The organism is Butyrivibrio sp. MC2021 (assembly GCF_000621605.1).
Taxonomy (GTDB): Bacteria; Bacillota; Clostridia; order Lachnospirales; family Lachnospiraceae; genus Butyrivibrio.
On the sequence record NZ_JHXX01000010.1, the window covers coordinates 46,749 to 69,480 of the forward strand.

General features: G+C 44.8%; 16 protein-coding genes. 1 reads left to right on the forward strand and 15 read right to left on the reverse strand.

What is annotated here, in order from left to right:
• Window positions 1-13: 13 nt before the first annotated feature.
• Window positions 14-6,838, reverse strand: a complete 6,825-nt coding sequence (locus T359_RS0113590; RefSeq protein ID WP_026517955.1) for an InlB B-repeat-containing protein — start codon at window positions 6,836-6,838, stop codon at window positions 14-16.
• A gap of 445 nt (window positions 6,839-7,283) precedes the next feature.
• A complete protein-coding gene (locus T359_RS22535; protein ID WP_155840129.1) occupies window positions 7,284-7,460 on the reverse strand; it encodes a hypothetical protein in 177 nt (58 codons plus the stop codon).
• Window positions 7,461-7,592: 132 nt separating this feature from the next.
• On the opposite strand from T359_RS22535, the gene T359_RS22215 reads away from it, so the two are divergent.
• Window positions 7,593-8,048, forward strand: coding sequence for a GNAT family N-acetyltransferase (locus T359_RS22215; protein WP_081795587.1), 456 nt, complete (start codon window positions 7,593-7,595; stop codon window positions 8,046-8,048).
• Window positions 8,049-8,055: 7 nt separating this feature from the next.
• Here the strand turns inward: T359_RS22215 and T359_RS0113610 are convergent, their stop codons facing one another.
• From T359_RS0113610 to T359_RS0113675, 13 genes are all read right to left on the reverse strand, one after another.
• Window positions 8,056-8,607: a GNAT family N-acetyltransferase gene (locus T359_RS0113610; RefSeq protein WP_026517956.1), complete on the reverse strand. Its 552-nt coding sequence runs from the start codon at window positions 8,605-8,607 to the stop codon at window positions 8,056-8,058.
• Window positions 8,608-8,610: 3 nt separating this feature from the next.
• Entirely contained in the window at window positions 8,611-9,420 is an 810-nt protein-coding gene (locus tag T359_RS0113615) for a class I SAM-dependent methyltransferase (RefSeq protein WP_035784534.1), read from the reverse strand.
• A gap of 306 nt (window positions 9,421-9,726) precedes the next feature.
• Window positions 9,727-11,301, reverse strand: a complete 1,575-nt coding sequence (gene gpmI / locus T359_RS0113620) for a 2,3-bisphosphoglycerate-independent phosphoglycerate mutase (RefSeq protein ID WP_026517958.1) — start codon at window positions 11,299-11,301, stop codon at window positions 9,727-9,729.
• A gap of 27 nt (window positions 11,302-11,328) precedes the next feature.
• Window positions 11,329-11,955, reverse strand: coding sequence for an HD domain-containing protein (locus T359_RS0113625; protein WP_026517959.1), 627 nt, complete (start codon window positions 11,953-11,955; stop codon window positions 11,329-11,331).
• Window positions 11,956-11,966: 11 nt separating this feature from the next.
• Entirely contained in the window at window positions 11,967-12,512 is a 546-nt protein-coding gene (locus tag T359_RS0113630; protein ID WP_026517960.1) for an NUDIX hydrolase, read from the reverse strand.
• Between the two features lie 177 nt (window positions 12,513-12,689).
• Complete coding sequence (locus T359_RS0113635; protein ID WP_026517961.1) at window positions 12,690-13,265, reverse strand: dTDP-4-dehydrorhamnose 3,5-epimerase family protein; 576 nt, start codon at window positions 13,263-13,265, stop codon at window positions 12,690-12,692.
• Between the two features lie 162 nt (window positions 13,266-13,427).
• The gene (locus tag T359_RS0113640; protein WP_026517962.1) at window positions 13,428-13,922 is read right to left on the reverse strand and encodes an NUDIX domain-containing protein; all 495 of its coding nucleotides are present in this window, start codon (window positions 13,920-13,922) and stop codon (window positions 13,428-13,430) included.
• Window positions 13,923-14,012: 90 nt separating this feature from the next.
• Complete coding sequence (locus tag T359_RS21730) at window positions 14,013-14,522, reverse strand: hypothetical protein (RefSeq protein ID WP_051545419.1); 510 nt, start codon at window positions 14,520-14,522, stop codon at window positions 14,013-14,015.
• Window positions 14,523-14,647: 125 nt separating this feature from the next.
• The gene (locus T359_RS0113655) at window positions 14,648-15,343 is read right to left on the reverse strand and encodes a polysaccharide deacetylase family protein (RefSeq protein WP_026517963.1); all 696 of its coding nucleotides are present in this window, start codon (window positions 15,341-15,343) and stop codon (window positions 14,648-14,650) included.
• A 214-nt stretch (window positions 15,344-15,557) separates the two neighbouring features.
• Complete coding sequence (locus T359_RS21735; RefSeq protein ID WP_051545421.1) at window positions 15,558-16,355, reverse strand: response regulator; 798 nt, start codon at window positions 16,353-16,355, stop codon at window positions 15,558-15,560.
• Window positions 16,345-19,809: a DegV family protein gene (locus T359_RS20435; RefSeq protein WP_081795588.1), complete on the reverse strand. Its 3,465-nt coding sequence runs from the start codon at window positions 19,807-19,809 to the stop codon at window positions 16,345-16,347. The genes T359_RS21735 and T359_RS20435 overlap by 11 nt, the downstream gene beginning before the upstream one ends.
• Window positions 19,806-21,875 (reverse strand): hybrid sensor histidine kinase/response regulator, encoded by a 2,070-nt coding sequence (locus T359_RS0113670; RefSeq protein WP_026517964.1) that lies wholly within the window; start codon window positions 21,873-21,875, stop codon window positions 19,806-19,808. Before T359_RS0113670 ends, T359_RS20435 begins: the two co-directional genes overlap by 4 nt.
• Window positions 21,876-22,029: 154 nt before the next feature.
• Window positions 22,030-22,677: a hypothetical protein gene (locus T359_RS0113675; RefSeq protein WP_026517965.1), complete on the reverse strand. Its 648-nt coding sequence runs from the start codon at window positions 22,675-22,677 to the stop codon at window positions 22,030-22,032.
• Window positions 22,678-22,732 lie beyond the last annotated feature (55 nt).

The following is a 22,732-nucleotide window of genomic DNA, read 5'->3' on the forward strand; positions in this document are numbered from 1 at the left end:
TTACTCATTAGATTCACTGGAACAGGTTCCTGAACCACCAGACAATTCCCTTTGCACCAATGGTAAAGGAGACTGTCTTGGATCCGCCGAAGTCGCCTTTTCCGCGGATGACAACCGTGGCCTTGCCCTTCTTACCATTATTCTTGTAGGTAGTATCGTCAATTACATAGTCGACATCTTTTTCCAGCGGCTCTTTCTGATAGCTCAGAGTAATATCCTCATAGGACAGTGTTACCTTTTTGCCCTTGCCGGGGTAAGCCTTGGCTGCCACTTTTGCTGAAGCTTTTGAGATGTCCTTCATTACAACTCTGTAGGTGGTCTCAATGCTTCCGCTGTAGGCGCCGATACCATTGGCTACGGCCTTTATTGTGGTTCCCGCATCCACGACGGCGGTGTCGCTAAGGGGTTCGCTGCTGCCGGATACATAGTAGGTAATCTGCTTGTCGTAATCGGTTCCTGCCTTAAGGGCCTTGCCATCGGAGTCGGTGAGTACAGGCTTGGATTTCCACTTGCCTGCCTTGTCCGATGCCACCACATCCTTGGCAAACATGGTAACGCCACTGTCTACTGAGGAGATATCTCTTGGAATGATCTCAAATTCAGCAGTGAGCTTGCCTTGGAAATTGCCCTTTCCGGTAACAATCACTTGAGGTTTAGCCTTGGTTGCTGCTGTAGTCAATGCCTTATTGTTCTTGTAGGAAACCGTGAAGTCTTTTCCCAAAGCAAGGTCAGTTCCCTTAAACTTAAGGGTGACTTCCGGTGTGCTTCCGCCCTTTACGAAGGGAGTAGTAGCCGGTACCACCAGTTCGAAGTCTGTTTTATTCAGAACCTTCTTTGTGATCTTGAAGGTCTTCTGAAGGCTTCCGGTGTAGCTGTTTATGCCGGTGTAGGTCACCTTTGCGGTTCCCGCGTTAAGGTTTCCTGAGTAGGTGACTACATAATCTGCCGTCTTGTCATTAGCGCTTGTTCCCGCCGTCAGCTCTTTTCCGTTAAGGGTAAGAACTGCGCTCTGATATGCTGCGTCTCCAGTGTATTCAACCGCAGCTTGGAAATTCGTGATAGTTGCCTTCTTGAGAGAAACGCCGGTGATGTTGTAGATGGCGCTTCTTGCTCCCGCATAATCTCCAAGGCCTACGATGGTTATGCTCTTTTTGCCGACACTGGTGCGATCGTCGTTATAGTCGATCCTGTAGTCCGTACCCTCTGTTAAAATAGTCTTATTGTAACTAAGCATCACATCCTCAGAGATGTCGCGTGGATTACCGTCGTACTCAGAATCCGGTATCTTATACAGTTTTGCTTTGGAGATTGGTACACGTTCTTTTGCATAGATGGCAAAAGAGCTTTCAACTATGCCCGTGTAATTTCCCTTGCCCGTGATGCGTGCAATGTAGTCGCCAACGTCCTTACACTCTGTCTCTTCGCCGCCGGGCTTATGGTAAGTAACGGTAAAGTCAGTGTTTGCCTTAAGTTTCTTCTTGCCCTGGGTAATTACAGGCAGAGGCTTCTTGACCTTTCCGTCTTCCTTGATATCGGCAACGGCCGCAACGGTAATGTCTTCATCCGTGAGGGGCTTGGGATTTATCACGAAGTACGCTGTCTCTTTTCCCGAATAATTGCCCTTACCGGTGACAATGACTGTAGGAGCCTTGGAAGCATTGAATTCAGCGTCCTCCTCCGTGTAAGTATAAGCGTTCTTGTTGTTCTTGTACGAGATGGTGTAGTCCGTGCCTGCAGTAAGCTCTGTAACACCGTCATATACACGTACTGCGGGTTTCAGGGCTGCGCCGGTGTAGGTCATTTCCTCTTCAACGACAGCGGTCAGACCATCTCTTTCCTTGAACTTTGCAGTGAACTGCATGTCTGAATCCACGCGAAAGCGGAACTCCTGCTCCTTAGAGACCAGAGTACCGTTTGTATCGTACCAGCCCTCGAACTCTGCGCCGAAGTTAGGCTCCGCGGTAAGCAGCACATGTTCCCCGGCAGAAATCTTGCCCGCGCCCTGCACATAGCCAGCTCCATCGTTAATAACGGTCACATTGTAATCCGGAACAATGCCATCATACTCCTTTGATGGAGAAAGAGTAACAAGGTCCTGGTTCTTTAAGGTATTAACGCCGCTATCATCGACAGTTGCTGTGAGCTCGACTCCCTCATACACAGGAATATTGCAGTATATGGTCTTCTTTACATATTCCTGACCGGTAATGGAATACTCTGAAATAACATAATCCATTGTTCCTTCGTCAGTTCCGCTTAAGGAAATCCTGAAATCATCATCTCTAGGAAGAACGATGACTTTCTGTCCGTTCTCGTCTACAAAACTTCCGATGAAGCTTCCGTCAATGGAAACAGCCTTGTCATCAACTATCTGTGCCACCAGTTCTCCTGATGAATTGTAGACTGAAACATCGACAGGGCAGTTGATATATAGCACATGAAAACTTTCGGACTCGTTATGTAGTTCCTTCAGCTCCAGATTACCCTCCAGAGAAACAAGCATCGCGAAGTTAAGAAGGGGTTCGTGCTGCTGGAACAAAAGACCCAGCTTATAGCTCTTAATGTTTTTGTACAGTGTCATGACACAGTCAAGAATGTCGCTATAAAGAATGCTTCCTGACTGATCCACGATGAAATCGCAGTTTTCGGCGATCTTTTCCCATGGTGGATTGCCGCCTGTAAATGCTTCTCTAAGGCAAGGACATATCTGCTTTTGCAGGTATGCTTCGTATTGCCAGCAGGAGGGAACTGCCTGCTTAAGCTCTGTTCTAAACTTGATATTGAACATATAAAGGGGCATATTTGATGTCTTTACCCTGGTCTTTACCTTATCAAGCTTGCGGCCAATGAGGCTTTTAACATTGTCTATGGTATAGTCCGACCATACAACCTCATAGTAATCGAAAGATGAATAGTCATAGTTTAGGCCAAACTGCCTGTACTTATTTAAAAACTTCCCGCGGTATTCCCCATAGCCATTGGAATTAAGAAGTTCGTTAGGAAGATAGTAATCAATTCCATAGCGCTTATATCCCCAACCTTCTCCGTCAAGAGGAACAAAAGGTATAAAATCACTGGGATTTATTATGTTGGAAATATTAGTGTAATTCTTCTGAAGAACAGCGTCAGCGGATGATCCGGATTCGTAAGCTTTTTTGGTTGTTGCAGGACACTCAAAGCAGTAGGCATAGACATTGTCTTGGGTGATACTTACATCTGTTCCTGCAAGCTTTGTTGCCAGCTCACCGTCGTTGATGCGGGCAGCAGCAATATTGGTTGTGGCTGCGGCACGGCTGTAACCTGCCATAACGATCTTGATGTCACCGGTTATTTGTCGGTTCTTTATATATGATGCTATCTGTGACAGAACTTTTTCTGATGCTGCATAGAAGCCTTCATGTTCGGTTTCTGCGCCTACAAGACCATTACTGTACCATTCAGCTTCATAGCCGGCACCACGGGTTGCAACCGCAAGGAGTGTATAAACTTTGCCGTTTTTGTCCGCTATCCTCTTGTCACCAACGCATACCCCAAAGGAATTCTCTGTGGGCTTTGCTTTATAATCAGCATTAGGAGATAACTGGGGATCTGTCTTAAAACCAAACTGTTCCATCATTCTCTGAGCATTCTTGGATCCATTAGAGTATCCGCCCTCATAGCTCTCGAATCCGGCCATGGCAAGACCGAAGGCCCAGATGGTCCTTTGTTTGTCAAACTTAGATGCAGAATCCTCAAACAGACTGTCTTCATAGTAGAAGTCGTAGTTCAGCTCTACGTCTTTTTTTATTCCCTCAGCTTCATTGCGAATGGTTATCCTGTGGTTATATCTGGTCATGAATATCCATTCGTCCTTGTCCACATAGGCGAACTTGGAATCGTCTTCAAAAGACATGAAGCCGTCTTCTATCTCAATATAGTAATTCGTTGCAGGCTTGATGCCGCTATTAAAGAAGGAGAAATAAACCTTTGATCCGGTACCATTTGGCTTAACCTTTACAGTATTGCTGCTTTCGGTCTCGTATATCACAGTATCCGTGCTGTATTCAACAAGTCGAAGCTTTCCTTTTTTAACGTCTATGGCTTTTACAGGAACATCCGTGGTAAAAGAGATCTCGAAGTTAACCCAGCCGCCATCGTCAATATACCTAAAGTCCTTAACCTTGTGTTCGGGAGATACAGGTTTTACCTTGACTCTGTCAGCGGGATCGAAATCCTTCCACTGTGCATATATTGTGGTGTTACCTGTGAAAACAGTTGAGGTGGTTATGCAATCTCCACCCTCCGGGAGTGTGTACCAGCCACCAAACCGCTTGCCTTCATATTTAGGCCTGGGCAGCGAAGAAAGTTTTCCCCTGCTACTTGTTACCACAGTTGTTGTATCTAGCGTTCCGCCCTGAGGATCAAATGTGATGGTATATTTTTTCTCTCCTGAATTCGTTAATACAGGATATTTATAAGATTCTGTTCCCATCATCCAGGTAGAATCAAAATCCCAACCTTTATAGGTGGACTGCGTTTTCATTTCCTGATCTGTACAGCAGGTTATTCCGGATACACTTTCCCCATCTTCAGTAGGGATTCCATCGTTACCGGTAGAAGGATAGTAACAACTCGAAATTGTTATGCCATCCATATTTTCATATGGACGACTGCATATTATGTGATATGCTCCGCCACGATTGGAATTGCGGGTAAGCGTTCCTATATTGTAGCAGTTAGAAATATAGAAGGATCCTTGATAATTATCATTGGATAAATCATATATGAGGCCACCGATATTGGTTGCAGTAATACTGCCGGAATTATAGCAGTCGGTTATCATGCTGTTGTTGCTTTCTTTAGGAACACGAGCAATACATACCACACCTCCGGCATGTCCGTTTTCATACTCTGTAATAATCTCTCCGGAGTTGCAGCATTCTCTTATAATTCCTGATTCCATCGAAAATACGATACCGCCCATAGAATCAAAGCCGGAAATCTTTCCGGTATTACTGTTGTTGCTAATGACAGGAGGCATATCGGAATGCGCATAGTGGTCCTTAAGGGCATTAACAATTCCCCCAGCATTTGAATAGTCCTGAGCTGTAACCAGTTGTCCATTGTTGGTACAATTAGAGATTTCTCCGCCAGAGTAAACTGTATGTGCTATACCACCTATGCCCCTACCGGATAATTCTGCAAGATTAAAACAGCTGCTTACTTTGCCGCCATACCATACTTCCCTGACAATTCCGGAAATTTCTGATCCGGAAATTGCGCCTTCATTCACACAATTAGTAATTATGGCGTTATACTCCGAACGGCTAGCAAGTTCATCTGCAATACCGGATACCTGTGTTCCACTAAGAGCCCCATAATTAGTACAATCACTAATAGTGACATCCGAGCTTCCGTTATAAGGCAATGATACTTCGCCAACAATACCACACACTTTTCCTCCGGAGAGGTTTCCATAGTTTTCATTGTAATAGAAGGAACTACCCTCAAAATAGGGTGCTATACCGTATATTTCATTGTTTACTTCGTCGTCTTCCTCTTCTGTGATATCTGCGTAATTGGTGCAATTTGTGATATTTCCCCTAAATGCAATACCGGCTCTTAGCTGGGCAGTTAAGATCGTTCCGTAATTTTCACAATTCTTTATCCCACCGCCTTCATCTCCCCATATTATTCCAACCGCGTGGGCCCGTGAATCGAGTGTTGCATAATTTCGGCAATTAGTACAGGTGGTAGCATTATATGCAATGCCTGATACATACGTATTCTTATCTGATGTAGCTGTTATCCTGCATTCCTTTACCTCGTTCTCATCACCCGAAATACAATTATGAATATTCATGGCATTGATAGCAACACCGGCTACTTGCGCATTGCCATTGACTGTAATATTGCCTGTCATTTCACAATCATATATCTCATGGGTGTTATATCCTCCAGCGTTAAGTGAATATACAATGCCGGCTACATTGGAGTAAGATGTACTGTTTACAACAAGATTTCCTTGCATACTACAATCAGAAACCACGTTGGCTGAACAAAAGAGGCCACCAATATCACAACTACTTTTTGTTCCGTCATAGTTTATTGTGATATTGCCCTTTAACTTGCAGTTTGACACAGGTTTTTGTACATTATTGCAAATAACGGAAATATTACTATACGATGATGTTCCTGCTTCACTATCCTGGACATTTATAACTGCATCCTCGATGATGAGATCTTTAATCTCCCTGGCACCCATGAACAGAGATGCATTGTCCTCACCCTCAATATACAATCCGCTTATGGTATGTCTACCTCCGTCAATGCGTACGTCGTTATTTGACGGTATAGGTTTCAGCTTAGTTTTGGGATTAGAGATATCATCATTTACCGTAAAATCATTGGTGATTTTGATATAGCACCCGGACACGTCTTCTTCGAAATGCTTTCGCAGATTCTCCAGGTCTTTGGCACTTCCGATTTTATAGGGATTGTCTTCGGAGCCTTCTCCACTTAAATAGCCAGAAGCTCCTACCAGCTTGGAATTGTCATCATAGTTCTCAGATGCTTCAGCAGAGTTTTCGTCCCCTGCCTCGCCTATAGAAGTCTCAGATGCGGATGCATCAGAGTCGGATGTATCTGAATCATCATTGGACGCTGCAAGTTCTGAACTGTTATCACTGTTGCCAGATGCAGCACTCTCTTCCACAGAGCTGTCAGCGCCGGAGTCATCCCCCAGAGTTGCTCCCTCGGTTACTACGATGTTTTCTGCCGCACGCACACTGATCCCTGACACATCAAAAGATGTCAGAAAGACTGTTGCTGCCAGTACCCCCGCCAGTATTCTTTTCATTTTCCCTCCTTCACACCCCATAGAATGGGCGTTACCGAAATAGTCTCTTTGTGTTTATAGCCTTTTGCACCCATCCATTGTGGGCGAGTCTTTGTACTTCATTCCATCCACACCCTCGGCACCTTTATTCAGTACGACTTGCAGTTATGTTCTGTTAAGGTTATCACTAGACAATATCTGCTCCATTAGACTACTTGCGTCCATGCGTTCTTTCCTTTCCACCTCGCTTGACTCAACCACCTTTAGTCCGATTGTTTGCGGCAGGTGTTGTCTTGTCTGCAATGCGAGACATACTTGAACTTATTGGTTGTTCGCCCCTTTGCTCCATCTATTTTCATAGACTTCCTCGTTGCCTAGGTGTGTTCGGGACTTTCACCCGTTAGAGCGCGCCCATGGCGCGCAAACTCAAATGGTGTCAAAAGGTAGTTTTGACACCTGCATCATTTCATTGTTTATCTGCTATGATTGCCAGAGTCTGAGAGATATCATTCAGCGTCTGGGTTACATTCTGAATCATCAACTGCATCTTCATTGCATCCGATACATCACCACTTTTCATTCTCTCCTGCATTTCTTTGATTCTCTGCTGCTGCAGATTGGTTACTTCTGATACTCTACTCATAAAAAAATCCGCCCTTTCTTTATTAGTATTTAATGACTGGACGTCACTAAATATATTTTATCACGTTCATCAAAATATGTTATATGATAAATCTATAAAGAATTTATATGCTAAACCGGACGGAGGTTAACTATGCATAGAATGTACGAGAACGAAGATATAGTAATTTTTTGGAATTCAGATAAATGCTTCCATGCCAAGCAGTGCGTAGAAGGAAGCCCCAAAACCTTCAGGCCCGGACAAAAGCCCTGGATCTGCCTTGAGGGGTCAGACACCAAAGCGGTTTGGCAAGCCATATCCAAGTGCCCTTCCGGAGCCCTTAGCTGCCTTTACAAACATGACATTGATGTTGTCATGGAACCAGAAGCCTGCAGAAGTGTGGCTTTTGACGGCAGCAAAGAAATCGGAGAATGCGATTACATCAAGTCAGCCAAGGGCTGGAACATAGTCCACACCGGCGTTTCCCAGGAATACACCGGCAAGGGAATTGCCAAGCGGCTTGTATACAAAGTCATAGAGGAAGCGGAAAGAAACAAAGAAAATGTGACAGCATCCTGTTCTTATGCTGTGAAAATATTGGAAGAATGAGCAGCGGTCACAGTCTATCGCTTCGAATCATGGCATGATACACCCTGTCGCTGATGCCCTGGTTATTTATGGCGGCTGCCCGCAGGGTTCCTTCGTATTTCATCCCCGCTTTATCCATTACTCTGCCGGACTTGGGATTTCTGCTGTCATGGTAGGCCGCTACGAGGTTTAGGCCCACTTCGTCAAAAAGGAAATTCATCACTGCCTTCAAAGCCTCGGGCATAAGCTCTTTTCCCCAGCAGGCTCTGCTCATGCAGTAGCCGATCTCAGCTCCTTCAATCTTTTCATCAAGGTGCACCACCGAGATGTTTCCGATAACGGCGCTGGTGTCCTTGAGTTCCATGGCCCAATTGAAGTAAGTGCCATCCTGATAATTCTCTATCCACTCTGACAAAAGAGTCTTTGTGAAGGCCTCGTCCTGATGGGCAGGCCAGGTCAGATACTTTGTTACTTCAGGGTCTGAAGCCCAGTTGCTGAACATATCATGGGCATCTTCTATTGTGAATTGTCTGAGGATCAGGCTGTCGGTTTCTATGGTTTTTGTTCCTATCTTATTCATGCTTTACCCCTTCCTACAAATATACAGCAGATGGTTTGTGCTGCCCAGAAGCTCGCGCTTCTCGCAGAAGGCCAGATACCATTTTGCCAGGGCTTCGAAGTCCTCTTCGGTTACTGCGAAGTCTTCCCTGCGTTCTATGCACTCGATAATTCCGTCAACGCCGGTGGTTACAAGGTGCTCAACTTCTTTTTCTCTGAAGAGATCCTCAAAATCGACAATATCATAACCGGTGAAGAGCTGCTCTTTGAAGTGCTTGATCTTATAGTCGGAAGTGAAGTTCTCGACTTCTCCTGCAGCCCAGTTCCCCTCGAAATAGTTGGAGTACATGATTCCGAAAATAGAAAGGAATGCATAGAGGATAATGCCGTCTTTCCTGGTAACTCTGATTGCTTCGTCTATGGCTTTGTTCACATCATCTTTTTCATAGAGGTGATACATCGGTCCGAAAACCAGTGTAACGTCGAAAGTGTTGTCCTCGAATCTGCTAAGGTCAGTGCCATCTCCCTGGAACGGATGGATGCTTTTGATGCCGATGCTGTTGCTGCGAAGGACCTCAAGGTTACTCTTTACCAGCTCCACTGCTGTGACATCATATCCCTCTTTTGCCAGAGAAATTGAATATCTTCCGGTGCCGGCGCCGATCTCCAGAATTTTGGAATCTGCCTTAACATAGCGGTGAATGTAGTTCATGGTGGTGGCGAACTCAAGCCTTCCGTGAACCGTTCTGTCCAGCCTGCCGTCCTCGCTGTACTCACCGTAAAATTCGCTGACGATCTGCTGCCTTGTCTTTCCCTCTTCGATAATGTGTTCCATAGCTAACTCCTCCTTGGGTTATGTATATAATAAAAGCCCCATCAAACTTTCGGTCTGATGAGGCTCTCTCTGACTTGTTATATGCACCTGTCTATAAGCTTATACTGTGCATTTTCTCATATCCTCACCATTTGTACCACAATTAGTCCCCTGAGAATCGTTCACGGGTGAATCTGATGTAGGGACTATGGAATTATTGGTGAGGTTCATAGTTATCATTTGTGACTCCATTTACTGATTATTCTGAATTGGTAAAAAATATTTAGTTGTTAGTATAGTTGTCACGCAATTAAGTGTCAAGGGTTTTTATATCATAGATTTTTCCCAGCACGTAGGGGGTGTGAGGCCCAGTATAGCTGCCACTGTGGGGGCTACGTTGGCAAGGCCGTAGGCACCTTCTTTGATGGTAAAAGAGTTCTTTTTATCATAGATTATGAAAGGAACAGGATTCAAAGAATGGGCGGTACGAACCTGAAGCTCGCCCTTCTTGTTCTTTTCCAGCATCTCGTCTGCGTTGCCGTGGTCGGCGGTGATAAGAAGGGTCACGTTGTACTCGTCGCAGACCTTGATGATTCTGGCAAGGGCCAGATCCACGGTCTCAACGCCGATGATGGTGGCATCCATGTTGCCTGTGTGGCCCACCATGTCTCCGTTGGGGAAATTACATCTGATAAAATCGTACTTCTCGCTCTTTATGGCTTCGATGACGTCGTCGGTGATCTCCGCAGATTTCATCCAGGGGCGCTCGTCAAAAGACACTCTGTCGGAGGGGATCTCCTTGAAGGTCTCTAATGTCTCGCTGAATTTGGCGCTTCTGTTGCCGTTCCAGAAATAAGTCACATGGCCGTACTTCTGGGTCTCGGAAACCGCATACTGGCTAAGTCCCGCCTCCACCAAAAGCTCAGACAGGGTGTTCTTGATCTCCGGCGGGTTGACCAGGTAGTGCTTCGGGATAAGAAGGTCTCCGTCATACTGCAACATTCCTGCGTAGAAGCAACCGGGCTTGGGGCCTCTGTCAAAATAGTTAAAGTCCTCATAGTCAAAGGCCATGGAAATCTCCAGGGCGCGGTCACCTCTGAAATTGAAAAAGATCACACTGTCATCATCGGATACAGCGCCAACGGCCTTACCGTCCTTAGCGATAACAAAGGCAGGAAGGTCCTGATCTATAACTCCCAGCTCGTTTCTATAGGTCTCGATGGCTTCTGCGGCGGTTGCAAACTGGCGGCCTTCGCCCTTTACATGGGTCTTCCAGCCAAGCTCCACCATGCCCCAATCCGCCTGATATCTGTCCATGGTAACCTTCATTCTTCCGCCGCCGGAGGCGATAAGGCAATTGAAGCCATCGCCGTTCAGCTCTTTTATGCAGTTCTCAAGCTGCTCAACATACTGGAGAGCGCTGGTGGCAGGAACGTCACGGCCATCCAGAAGGATGTGAACTCTTGCTTCTTTTACGCCTTCTTCCTTAGCCTTTTTCAGCATTATCATGAGGTGGGAAATATTGGAATGGACATTTCCATCGGATAAAAGACCTAAGAAATGGAGAACGGAATTCTTGCTCTTTACGTTGGACATAGCTTCCTTCCAGGAATCGGAAGCAAACATTTTGCCGTTGTCGATGGACTCGTTAACAAGCTTGGCGCCCTGGGAGTAGATCTGGCCGCAGCCAAGGGCATTGTGGCCAACTTCTGAGTTACCCATGTCGTCGTCCGAGGGCAGGCCTACGGCGGTGCCATGGGCTTTGAGCCTGGTGTTGGGGCAGGTCTTCAACAGCTCATCAAGTACCGGTGTATTGGCTTCTGTAACCGCATCGCCAATACCCGTGGTGCTAAAACCTACGCCATCCATAACGATCAGTACTACCTGTTTCCTGTTCTCCATGTTATCCTCCTTTTTCTGTTGTAAAGTTTACGCTGATACCGGTGGTTTCCAAGGCTTGGGGGGTAGAAGACTCGTCTTGCCTATATCCGGCAAAACATCATAGATCGAGCATCCCATGCGGGCCTCGAAGTCCTCTTTTATCTTGAAGGCAATCTCCCAACCCTTGATGTAACCTTCCATGATGCCATATCTTCTGGTGACATCCACAAATCTTTTTTCCAGGATGACAAAACCGTAATCCACAGCCAGTGAATCGCAGAGCTGAATAAGTCTGTCGTAATCGTCGGGCTCGCACTCTGCGATATAAGCCTTTATGGCCTTCTCGTGCTCTGTCTCAGGCTCGTAGTCGAACTCATCGCTCATCTGCAGGTAGGAATGGGTCATGCAGATTCTTGCGACTTCATCCCAGCCCTTTGACATGGCATATTTGTACCCGTCATATACGTGGGTAGGAATGTCTGTGATTCCTTCTCTTCGTCCAATATCATGCAGGATTCCCACGATATAAGCCTTCTTGGGATCCATTCCCGGGACTTTCTCCGCGATATATTTTGCGGCAGCTCCTGTATTCAGTGAATGTTTGATCCATGGTCCCGGATTAAGCTTTTCAGCTACTTCCAACTCCCTTAGTGCTTCTTCCTTCGTCGGTAACATAACTCCTCCAATCATTTATAAAATTGCAACGCATACAGAATCGCCAAAATAGTGACTCCATCCTTGGTTCCGTTATCTTTAAGCAGTTTCATATACTCATCTTTTGAAAACCACTTTTTGCTGCTTATCTCATCAACGTCCGTCAATTCCCCTTCTTTCAGGACTTTTGCCGCAAAGCAGTGGATAAGCGAATCCGACATGCCATTGGAAGGGTTATACTCACACAGGTATTTAAGGTCTGCCAGCTCGCAGCCGGTCTCTTCCATGGCTTCTCTTCTGGCAGCCTCCTCCAGGGATTCCCCATCTTCGATCCTGCCTGCAGGTATCTCCCACTCCAGTTGTCCCACGGTGTATCTTCGATTATGGATAAAAAGAATGTTGTCGTTCTCATCGAAAATCACGATGGATACTGCTTTTCTGGGATAATGGATCTGATGGTAATCTTCGATTATCTGACCACTTGGAAGTTCCACTCTGTCGGTATAAAGACATACGAAACTACTCTCGTAAATAGTGGTTCTCTCAAGCCTTTTGGGCATTTTGCAATCTTCACTCATTAAAATTTCTCCTGTTTTTACAAGGGCCTGGTGCCTGACCGGCATAGACTTTGACCTGTGCCTGACCCCATCAACAAATTGTGACCTTCTCAGACTAGCGCCAGACTATGTTGGTCACAGTTTGTTAATGGGGTCAGGCACCAGGGCGTTAGTATACTGGGGGCAGGCGCCAAAGCTTCAATCAACCCCAAGCTTCTCTCTAAGCTCCTGAAGTGTTGGCGCTTTGGAATCTTTCTCTGATATCTGGTTAAGGTCTGTTGTATCTACAGCGATAGGCCACTTGATATCAAGCTCGGGATCCAGGGGACAAAGAGCTGTTCCTGGCATGCCGGGAGCCCACTCATTGTCAAAGAAATAGAGGTACTCTGTATCTTCCAGCGCCTGGAAGCCGTTGCACACGCCCTGGGGAACAAAAACCTGAACTCCGGGAGTGATATGCACGGTCTGAACAGCACCGAAGGTCCTGCTGCCGGGTCTTGTATCAACATACGCTCCAAATACGGAACCGTAGGCCACTGTCACAAGTTTGTTCATGGCTTCACCGTGAAGGCCTCTCACAGCGCCTTTCTTTGTTCTTGTAAGATTGATCTGCTTCCAGCTGTTAACTTCAGCGGGAAGAACATCATCGTAAACACTGCCTCGGAAAAGTTCTCTCACTGTTCCGCGATCGTCGGTCACCATCTTGGCACTGATGACCTTTAATCCTTCTATGTTGGAATCTTTTGCTGAAAAAGGCTCTATCTGTGTACCCATTTCTGTATCTCCTTAAATCACATTATTTTTGCAAACTCATATACCTTCTCGGACAACTTCATCATAACATTCCCCTGCCAATCATATATTCCGCCGCTGCTTTAAAAGCGGTGTAGTTACTGTGTATATCTGAAATTACGCCTATCTGTTTTGTCATATTTTTTATACCAAATATTCTCTGCACATGTCAAAATGCATTCCGGAGCAGTTATTAACTCTGGCTATCACAGGCTCTACTTCATCTATCTTATACCATTTGAGATCGTCTACCTCAACAGAATCGGCAAAGTCGCTCTTATTTACATAGGCAATGAAGCCAATCATGATAAGCTGCTTGGGTTCAAAATAGTAACTGGATACATACTGGCATCTGGTTACGGTCTGGCCGGTCTCTTCCTTTACCTCTCTGGCAACAGCTTCCTCTATGGTCTCGCCCTCTACCATATAGCCTGAAACTACGGTCCACTTATCCTCGGAAATGTAGTTTTGCTTCAGGAGAAGGACTTCGTTGAGCTCGTTCACCACCAGCACTTCCACTACAGGCAGGGGATTGTTGCCGTATATTCTTTTGCAGGCTGGGCAGATCTTGCAGTCGTCATCCCCAAGCCTTATTTCATCAAGTTTGTGTCCACATTCTGCACAGTATTTAAAAACCATTGTTGCTCTCCTTTAGATGTTTACTTTCTCTTTTTCCATATTAGTTTTACTTTGGCATGTCGAATTAAGGTTATGGTCATTCTCTTGTTTTTAGACTCCCTTTAAACTATAACGCAGCATTATCAGATAGCTCTTTATTTCTTTGAGAAGTGCTCCTATTGCAATTCCGAATTTCGCGTAGGGCTCGCCTTTTTTGGCTCCGAGAGTAACCTTCAAAGGAATCGGTGCGTCGTGATAAATGCCGGAGATCTTGTAATCAGTCAGTTCCGCGCTCTGTACATAGTTGGCAAGCTGCCTGGCAGCAATCTTGTACACCAGATCATTTCCTGCGCCGCCTATAGCCGGGCCTGATGGGCCATGATAAGCAGTGAGAATCAGTTCATTCCCCTCGGGATCCGTGGCTGTAATGCAGTATTCAAAGAGATTTTCCATATCATTTGAAGTGCGCATAGGCTCCCCAAATCTGGTCTTCAACTGTCCCAGGGCCTTCGCTTCGTTCTCCAGAAGCTGATTCCAGCTGTCGAACATGTCATATAACCCGCATATCCATGACGTTCCCGCCATCTTGTCTTCTTCACATACCGTAAATGTAAAACTCATAAACACTTCCTCTCCAAAACTCCACCGCACTTTTCCACAGTCTTCCAAGAGGCGATGATGCTTTCATGTACCCCAATAAGCACTTTGTATATCTTCTTTGCTCTGGCCTCTTCCAGCATCATTTCTCAAATAAACTCAGGCTCCTTAAAAGTAACACCGTTCTCCATTATATGCTCGATCATAATCTTGTAGTAATCAGGAACCATGGCCAGTGTCTCCTCGTGGTCATGCATAAGGATGATATGGTTGCTGCCCTCCTCAAGAAGAACTCCGCCGCTGCCGGGATTTGTGTCATGAACTCTCTTAAACACATCCTCCATGGTAAAGCCGCTGCCGGGACGGATCTGATACTCCGCAAAATCAAAGGTCCAGAGGGTATCTATGTCCTTATCAAGGCCGGTCTCTTTCCACCAGGGATAGGAAATTGCCCTGTCGTCCAGCTTGCTGAAGCCATGATCCCTAAGATACTGCTCATACTTCTCTTTATTTTCACCACCCTTGCTTCCGTAGGGGAATCTGAAAGGTCTGTATTTCCTCTCAACACCGGCCTTTTTATAGATATCATCAAGAATAGACTCTGTCTTTTCAATCTCAGCTATTCCCTCTTCAAAAGAAATCTCGGCAAAATTGGGATGAGTATAGCTGTGGTTTCCGATGATCATCCCATGCTGCAGGGCATAAATCGCATTTTCAGGATGTTTTTCTACATTTTCTCCCCAGGCAAACATCAGGACCCTGATCCCTTTTTCCACCAGATAGTCCACCAGGGCAGGGGTATTATTTGTAGCTATGTCATCAATTGTAAGTACTGCTGTGCTCATGAGCCTTTTCTCCTTATCCTCTTTTCACAATCATAGCCCTTATTATATTAGATTTTATCTGAGTTTGAGAAGTCGCAAATGTCATAAAGCCGCACAGTTTCTATTATTAAATTCGCCCAATAAAAAATCGTATTCTCAGCATAAATTTTCTACGACTGAAAATACGATTTATTTCGTAACTAAAATGGTCCACTAACCCCGTCCCCAGGGACCATTATTTGCATTCTGAGGCATACAGCTTCTCAAATATGGTCTCCAGTGATTTCAGCAGTTCCTCTTTTGTGGCGGTTTTCAGGATGTAACCCTGGGGCTTCAGGTTCATAGCCCTGGTAATACTCTCTTTTGTCCCTACTCCGGTCAGAAAGACCACCGGAATATTCGCAGTTATCGTATCGCTCCTTAACATCTCCAGAATCTGGGGTCCATCAACAACAGGCATCGCATAATCCAGGAGCACCAGATCGATCTGATTCTGCATAAGAAAAGTAATTGCCTGCATGCCGGCCGTAACAATGCTTATAGAATAGCTGTCTTTAAGCCATTCCCTCACCGTTTTGGCATAGGAGGGATCGTCGTCAACAATAAGTATTTTCTTTGTTTCCTTCATCCTGACTTCCATCCTGAAGATCTTGTTTACCATGTCCGCGACTTCTTCGAGTTTTAGCGGTCTGTTGATCCAATGTGTCAGCTTGATCTCCGGTATGCGTTTTAATAGACCATTGTGATAGGACTTGTTGCCTATCAGAATGAGATATTTATTCTTATTCAGGATAGAATCGATGATTTCCTCAAGGGCCTCCTGCTCCGCGGAATCACTCATGATCTCTTCGGGAACAGCTATTACATACATGCTGGTCTTATCCAGGGTCTTCAGGATCTTGTCGATATCAGCCATCATGATTTCAGTAAAATGCCCCAGATCCTTTATGGTCTTCTCAATACCTCTCACTTCCGTATTCTGCTGAAAAGTGATAACTTTTACGTATTTTCCTCTAATCTTTTTACTGATCATCCGCGTTCTCCTCTATAAAATCCAGTATTTTCAGCATCCCGTCATAGTCAAAGCTGTCATAGCACTCCTTTAGTCTGGCCACTTTGTCCGCCTCCTCTTGGGAGAGTATGCAATCCTCCAGCTTTTCAAAAGCGCCATCTATCATATCAAGGTTCATTGCCCCTGCTCCCTCTTTCAGTTCCTGATAGACTGTCTTAAGCAGGAACTTGTTGGCAATAGGCTTGGAATCATCATCAGCCTCACTATTGTCTCCTTCAAAGCATGGTGCAAGGCTGGTCAGATATTCTCCGTATTCCTCCATGACTCTGTCATGATTTGATCTGATATAAGAAATATCTCCTTCTTTTCCGGCAAATTCCAGCAGTCTTGCATCTATAGAAAGGTCCATGGCACCTACCAGTTTTGCCGAGCTCTTTAAGGCATGGACTTTTATCGTGTAATTCTCCCAGTCCTCGGTCTCGAAATATCTCTGAAGCTCTGCTTGTTTAGCCGAGATTGAATCATAAAAGATTTTTAGTACCGTTTTAAAGGAATCCTGGGATCCGCTGTTTTTGAGGCCTTCCTCCACATCTATTCCGGATATGTTTTCATACCAGCCCAAGCCGCTTTCCTGCTTGCTTTCTTCATTTAAGACACTTGAAAAGCTGCTATTTTCATGATAATTATCCTGATAATCCTCCTGATTGCTCTCTTCCGTAATGTCATCTTCTTCATCCAGTATTATCTGCTCCTTAGGAAGAAGAAGTCCCAGATTATAGCGCTGTTCACCTTTGTTAATAAAAGCCATTCCAATGGTTCCGGGACCACAGTTCAATGAAGCAGCAGCACATGCTTTTTGAAAAATGATATTTGCAAAGTTATATTTTTTCTTTATCTGCTCTTCAACCCTGACCAGATCCTTTTCCTTAAGATCCGCATAGGTCACAAAAAGTACATCCAGATCCGGGGATATCCCGGGTGTAAACACGGTGTTGATATATTTCTCATAGCATTCCCGCTTACCACCGGTAAACATCTTATACAGCCTGAATTTATTATTTCTGACTATAATCGAAGGCTTTAGGGCAAGGTTCTTGATAATGCTGTAAACCGCATAGCTCATGAAGCCCTGCCTCATCATAAACTCCGGCTCCGGTACAATGAAGCTGCAGTGGATATGCTTTTTAATATTCTCAAGTTCTTCTACTATCTTCTCCACAGACAGGTTCTGCTGTGCCATTCTGTAGGCTATAAGAACCATAAGACCCATAGCGCTGGAAATACTCTCTGAGTCAACGACCGTTACATTGTCGAAGACACTGGCAGCTTTTCCGGCCCTATGGTACTCTTTGCTCATGCCTGAAGAAAAGGCGATATGGATAATGTTATGGGCCTTCTTTATGTTATCTGCAAAGAATTTTTCGAACTCTCCAACCGTAGGAGGCTCAGATTCAAACATCTTGCCATCATTATTCATATAGGAGATCAGCTCGTCGGCGCCGGCTTCCACATTATCGGAAAAGGTCTTACCATCCACGTGAATATTGAAAGGTATTGTTTCAAGCTGGATCAGATTTCTTACAACGCTCTTGGGCAGATCACACATGGTGCTTGTGGTGATAAGAATCGGCAATTTACGGCTGTATCCCCTGGCCATGTTCATTTCTTTACCGGAGTTTTCAACGTAGTCTTCGGTGCTGATCTTGTAATCCGGCAGATACTTTATAAGCATATCTTCCAGCTGTTTTCCCGATACGGGTTTTACAAGATAGTCGTCAAATCCACTGTTAGTGTAAAGTTCCCTATTCTCAGTACCGGCATTTGCGGTAAGGACTATCACCGGAGCATTATTGTTCAGACCTCCGGTCTGGCGTCTTATCCTCTCAAGACATTCGATACCGTCCATTTCCGGCATGAGGTGATCCATCAGAATGACATCATAGGTTCTGGTAAGGGTCTTTTCCAGGGCCTGCTGCCCTGTAAGAGCCACATCAATGAACATTTTTGTGGATTCAAGAAGCTTCTTTTCAACCTCAAGATTCATCTCGTTGTCATCCACAATAAGGAGCCTTGCTTCAGGGGCTTCAAAACTGCATTCATAGGTATTCTGGAATCTGGCAGAACCAAAATTCGCTATATTGATCTCACCAACATGCTGAGCATTACTTATCTTTTGCCACAGGGAAACTGTAAAGATCGAGCCCTGGGTATAGACACTGTTAACAGAGATCTTTCCACCCATAAGCTCTACAAGCTGCTTAACGATAGATAATCCCAGTCCCGTGCCTTCTATAAACCTGTTCTTCTCTTCATCTTCTCTGTGAAATGCATCAAAAAGATACGGCAATGCCTCCTGCTTTATGCCCATTCCGGTATCAGAAATGCTGAAAACAATGAGAACTCTGTCCCCTTCTATCTTCTCTCTTTCCATATGGAGGCTTATCTGCCCCTCATTGGTATATTTGACTGCATTATTAAGAATATTGACCAGGATCTGCTTTATACGAACCTCATCTCCATACAGCTCTGTGGGTATGGCCGGATCTATATCCACTTCAAACTGAAGGCCCTTCTGCTCTGCATTAAGCCAGATCATGTTAACGATCTCTGATACCAAAGAAGCTACACTGTAATTCACCGGAATGATATCCATCTTATTTGCTTCGATCTTACTGATATCAAGAATGTCGTTTACCAGGGCCAGCAGCATTTTTCCGGCGCCCTGAATATTTCTTGCATCTTTTATGATCTCTTCAGAAGCATCGTTCTGTCTCAAAATGATCTCATTCAGACCAAGAATTGAATTGATGGGTGTCCTGATCTCATGGCTCATATTGGAAAAGAATCGGCTTTGCTGTCTGTTTGCTTCTTCTGCTTTCTTGGTCTCTTCCTGGGCACGCCTGTTTTCCTGCATGAACATATCCTTTTGAAAACGAACCATGGCGTATATACCGGTGCCCACCAAAAGCACTGAAGCTATAGAATCCACGCAAAATTGCATGTCAGTATGGCTATAGATATATTCAGGATGGAAAAAGTACACCACATAGTTCACTATTGTAAGAAGGCCGAGAACTGTCCTGAACGCAGTGCGCTTTGCTCCGGAAAGGGTGAAACCCACATACATATAGATGAACGGAACCCATATTATTCCGCCACCTTTAGGTCCTCCTCCGAAGAAAAATGTGACCGGCACAATAATGAAGATCAAAGTCGCAACCTGAATAATCGCCCCGGCTGTGATCTTTTTAAAGTGAACGCTAAGACATGTCACAACAGGACAGGCTATTATAACAATCCCTAGAACAAAAACTTCCACAGGATGCTCTTTTATCAGAATATCCACAATAAAAGCCAGAGCAGCTGTCACGCCGCCCATAATTGCCATGAAACTTATGGTCCGTTCCTCAAAGCTTCTTTCGGAGCTATGGAGTTGTTGGTCAATGTAACGAATTTTATCCAAAATTAGCTTCATGACTGTTTTCCTCCCTCATCATTCGAAATATAATTTGGAAGTACTTTTATCATGACTTTTTCGAAATCACTAATATTTATGGGCTTACTGATGAAACCGTCAAAGCCCTCTCTGATAAACATTTCCCTGGCCCCGGCCACTGCGTTTGCTGTAAGGGCAATGACTTTGATGTCTTTTCCGTTATCCCTGGCCATCTGCTTAATGATCTTCATGGCCTCAACGCCGTCCATCTCCGGCATCATGTGGTCCATAAAGACAACATCATAGTGGTTCTCGGAGATCTTCTGTATGGATTCTTTTCCGCTGCCTGCCGTATCGGTCACCATCTTGTAATTCTTCATAATTCCCGTTGCAACAACCAGGTTCATGGGTTCGTCATCTACAACCAGGGCACGGATTCCGTCAAATTCCGGCTTCTCCACAAGGAGCTCTGTTCCAACAATGCCCCTTGTAATCTCTCCGTTAAGTACCTTGGCAACAGGATAGCCATACAGCGGTTTTTGCATAACAATAACTCTGCTTCCCAAATTCACCTTAAATCCGGGATTTGCAGAAATAGCAACTATTATTCCCTCATCACTGAGCTTGTCAAAAAAGAAGGGTATCTCCGAATACTCCTCGGGGCCTGTAAAAATATGAGTGATGTTTTTCTTTTCCAGCAGTCTCTTCAGTTCCTTGATGCCGTTTACAGAGTAAAGATTCTGCTTGAGAGCCGATGCAAAATTAAGAGCCATGGCATCATAGAATTCACGGAGCTTCGGTATCTTAAATTTCTCACTTCTAACATAAAAAACTATGTTTCTTGCAACATTCTGATCCACATAAAGGCACTGGCTGGAGTCGATAACCTCCTGTGGTACACTGACACTTACGGTGGTTCCCATGCCTTTTTCGCTCTCTATCTGAACAAAGCCGCTCATTCTGCGGACAAAACCATAGACAATATTAAGGCCTATTCCTATTCCGCCGGTGCTTCTGTTTCTTGTCTTATTCGCCTGATAGAGCCCCTTGGAAGCGCTGGCAACCTCTTTTCTGGACATGCCTATTCCGGTATCGGAAACTTCTATATTCAGGTTTATTCCATATTTTCTTCTGGTGGCGTCAATCTTGAGATACACCCCTCCATGTCTGGTGAACTGCAGGGCATTGTTGAGAAGGTGCCTTATTATCTTGTGGAGCTTTTTGATATCTCCCTTCATCATTGTGGGAACATTGGGACTTAAATCGATTATGAATTCCAGCTTACCCTGATTTACATACCCCGAAAGTTCCACAAGAATATCATTGATAAGAGAAGTGATCATATACTTCTCCTCTTCCAGGGGTATCTCTTTCCTCTGAATATCAGTGTAGTCCTGAATATCCTCTATCTGCTGGGCAAGCCTAAGTCCTGCATCACGGACTGATGCTATATCCTGTCTGTCTTCCTTTTGCAGGATCAGGGTTGTGAGGCCGTTGACCACATTTATAGGGGTTCTGAGCTCATGGGAGATGTTAACAAGGAAATCATCCGTCTCTTTTTCCGCGGTCTTCCTTTCTTCTTCGTTTTCCCCTATGACCGCCGCATAGCCTTCCCTCTGCCTCATGACACGAATGCAGACATAGTAAATACAGACTTCTGCCACAATATGCAAGATAATTCTTGATATCACAAGGGATGTGAACTCAACAGAATCACCTCTGATCGCCATAATAAGGTTAAGGAGTATCAGAGAAAAGAATTCCAGCAATATACAATTTAGATAAGCAATTTTATCAAACATTGAAAAAGCGACCAACATAAGTGAAGATACCACTTCCAGGTCAAAGAAACTGGTTCCGTGAACACCATGGAACAGCGTCGCCATGGAGGCAAAGATAAAATAGAAATTTTCGCGAAAACTTACTGTGGAATACTGAAATAAGTGCATCACCCAGGATGCAACGAGACCGGCAATCAAGAGAGGTGGAACCCAGAATTCCCACCCCTCTGATATACTCTCTATCACCAAACCGGTGCCGGACACAGATATAAGAATCATCAAAGCCAAATGCACACTGGTCTTTGTATTTATTCTATCCTTCATATAAGGCTCCAAGTATATATAATAATCCCATTATCAACGTTATTGTGTGCATAATTATGATAATATGTTTTGCAAGATTACATATAAACTCAGAGTGAAATTTTATAGAAAAAACAATAAAGCCAATGTAGTCGCTTATATAAACTGAAAAGCTTTATAAAATAAACAACAGGATGATAAGCGGAAGTGCCTTTCTGTAATCCTTATTCACAAAAAGATATGCTGTTCCAAAAAGGAATCCGGCAACCAGGGAAAATAAGCCAACCATGAGGCTTCCCCTTGAACCGATGTGGGCAAGGCCCCAGGTAAGACCGAGAATTATGCCGCCGTAGGGGATCTTCTCGTTGCCAAACCACTTCTCGCAGGCCTTCTGAGCATACACGATAACAAGGGAGATCAAAAATCCCTCAGCAATATAGTAAATGTACTGGAAAACAAATAAAGGAAGACCCAATCTCTGGAACTCAAGTGCTATCTTGAATCCGTTCCAGTCCAGATACTTGGTAATGATATTAATAACAATGCAGGCCGCTATGGCGATGTACTGCCAGCCCTTGATCCTGGCCTTTGTCTCTAATATCTCGAATCCGGTGGTCTTTTTTCCGATGAAAATAACAAGAATACCGATGGCGATCCAGCCGATGGTAGTTACGATAAAATGAACAATGTTCTGTGCGGTAGTCAATTCCCCGACGCTGAGCCCCATCATCTTTTCGATCTGCACCAGCAGAAGCTCAAAGGCAAATCCCGCGCAGGCATATAATGCGCACCATAAATAATCAAAACCCGTTACTTTTTTCATTTTAAACTCTCTCCTATATCCCCAAATTATAACTTGATTTCCGCCTAAAAAAGCG

What these genes read in the sequence shown, in the direction of transcription:
- T359_RS0113675 (WP_026517965.1), bottom strand. Translation starts at nt 22,677, where the DNA reads ATGAAAAAAGTAACGGGTTTTGATTATTTATGGTGCGCATTATATGCC.
- T359_RS0113625 (WP_026517959.1), bottom strand. Translation starts at nt 11,955, where the DNA reads ATGTTACCGACGAAGGAAGAAGCACTAAGGGAGTTGGAAGTAGCTGAA.
- T359_RS0113640 (WP_026517962.1), bottom strand. Translation starts at nt 13,922, where the DNA reads ATGGTTTTTAAATACTGTGCAGAATGTGGACACAAACTTGATGAAATA.
- T359_RS0113635 (WP_026517961.1), bottom strand. Translation starts at nt 13,265, where the DNA reads ATGGGTACACAGATAGAGCCTTTTTCAGCAAAAGATTCCAACATAGAA.
- T359_RS21735 (WP_051545421.1), bottom strand. Translation starts at nt 16,355, where the DNA reads ATGATCAGTAAAAAGATTAGAGGAAAATACGTAAAAGTTATCACTTTT.
- T359_RS0113655 (WP_026517963.1), bottom strand. Translation starts at nt 15,343, where the DNA reads ATGAGCACAGCAGTACTTACAATTGATGACATAGCTACAAATAATACC.
- T359_RS0113630 (WP_026517960.1), bottom strand. Translation starts at nt 12,512, where the DNA reads ATGAGTGAAGATTGCAAAATGCCCAAAAGGCTTGAGAGAACCACTATT.
- T359_RS0113590 (WP_026517955.1), bottom strand. Translation starts at nt 6,838, where the DNA reads ATGAAAAGAATACTGGCGGGGGTACTGGCAGCAACAGTCTTTCTGACA.
- T359_RS20435 (WP_081795588.1), bottom strand. Translation starts at nt 19,809, where the DNA reads ATGAAGCTAATTTTGGATAAAATTCGTTACATTGACCAACAACTCCAT.
- T359_RS22535 (WP_155840129.1), bottom strand. Translation starts at nt 7,460, where the DNA reads ATGAGTAGAGTATCAGAAGTAACCAATCTGCAGCAGCAGAGAATCAAA.
- T359_RS0113670 (WP_026517964.1), bottom strand. Translation starts at nt 21,875, where the DNA reads ATGAAGGATAGAATAAATACAAAGACCAGTGTGCATTTGGCTTTGATG.
- T359_RS0113610 (WP_026517956.1), bottom strand. Translation starts at nt 8,607, where the DNA reads ATGAATAAGATAGGAACAAAAACCATAGAAACCGACAGCCTGATCCTC.
- T359_RS0113615 (WP_035784534.1), bottom strand. Translation starts at nt 9,420, where the DNA reads ATGGAACACATTATCGAAGAGGGAAAGACAAGGCAGCAGATCGTCAGC.
- T359_RS22215 (WP_081795587.1), top strand. Translation starts at nt 7,593, where the DNA reads ATGCATAGAATGTACGAGAACGAAGATATAGTAATTTTTTGGAATTCA.
- T359_RS21730 (WP_051545419.1), bottom strand. Translation starts at nt 14,522, where the DNA reads ATGAGTTTTACATTTACGGTATGTGAAGAAGACAAGATGGCGGGAACG.
- gpmI (WP_026517958.1), bottom strand. Translation starts at nt 11,301, where the DNA reads ATGGAGAACAGGAAACAGGTAGTACTGATCGTTATGGATGGCGTAGGT.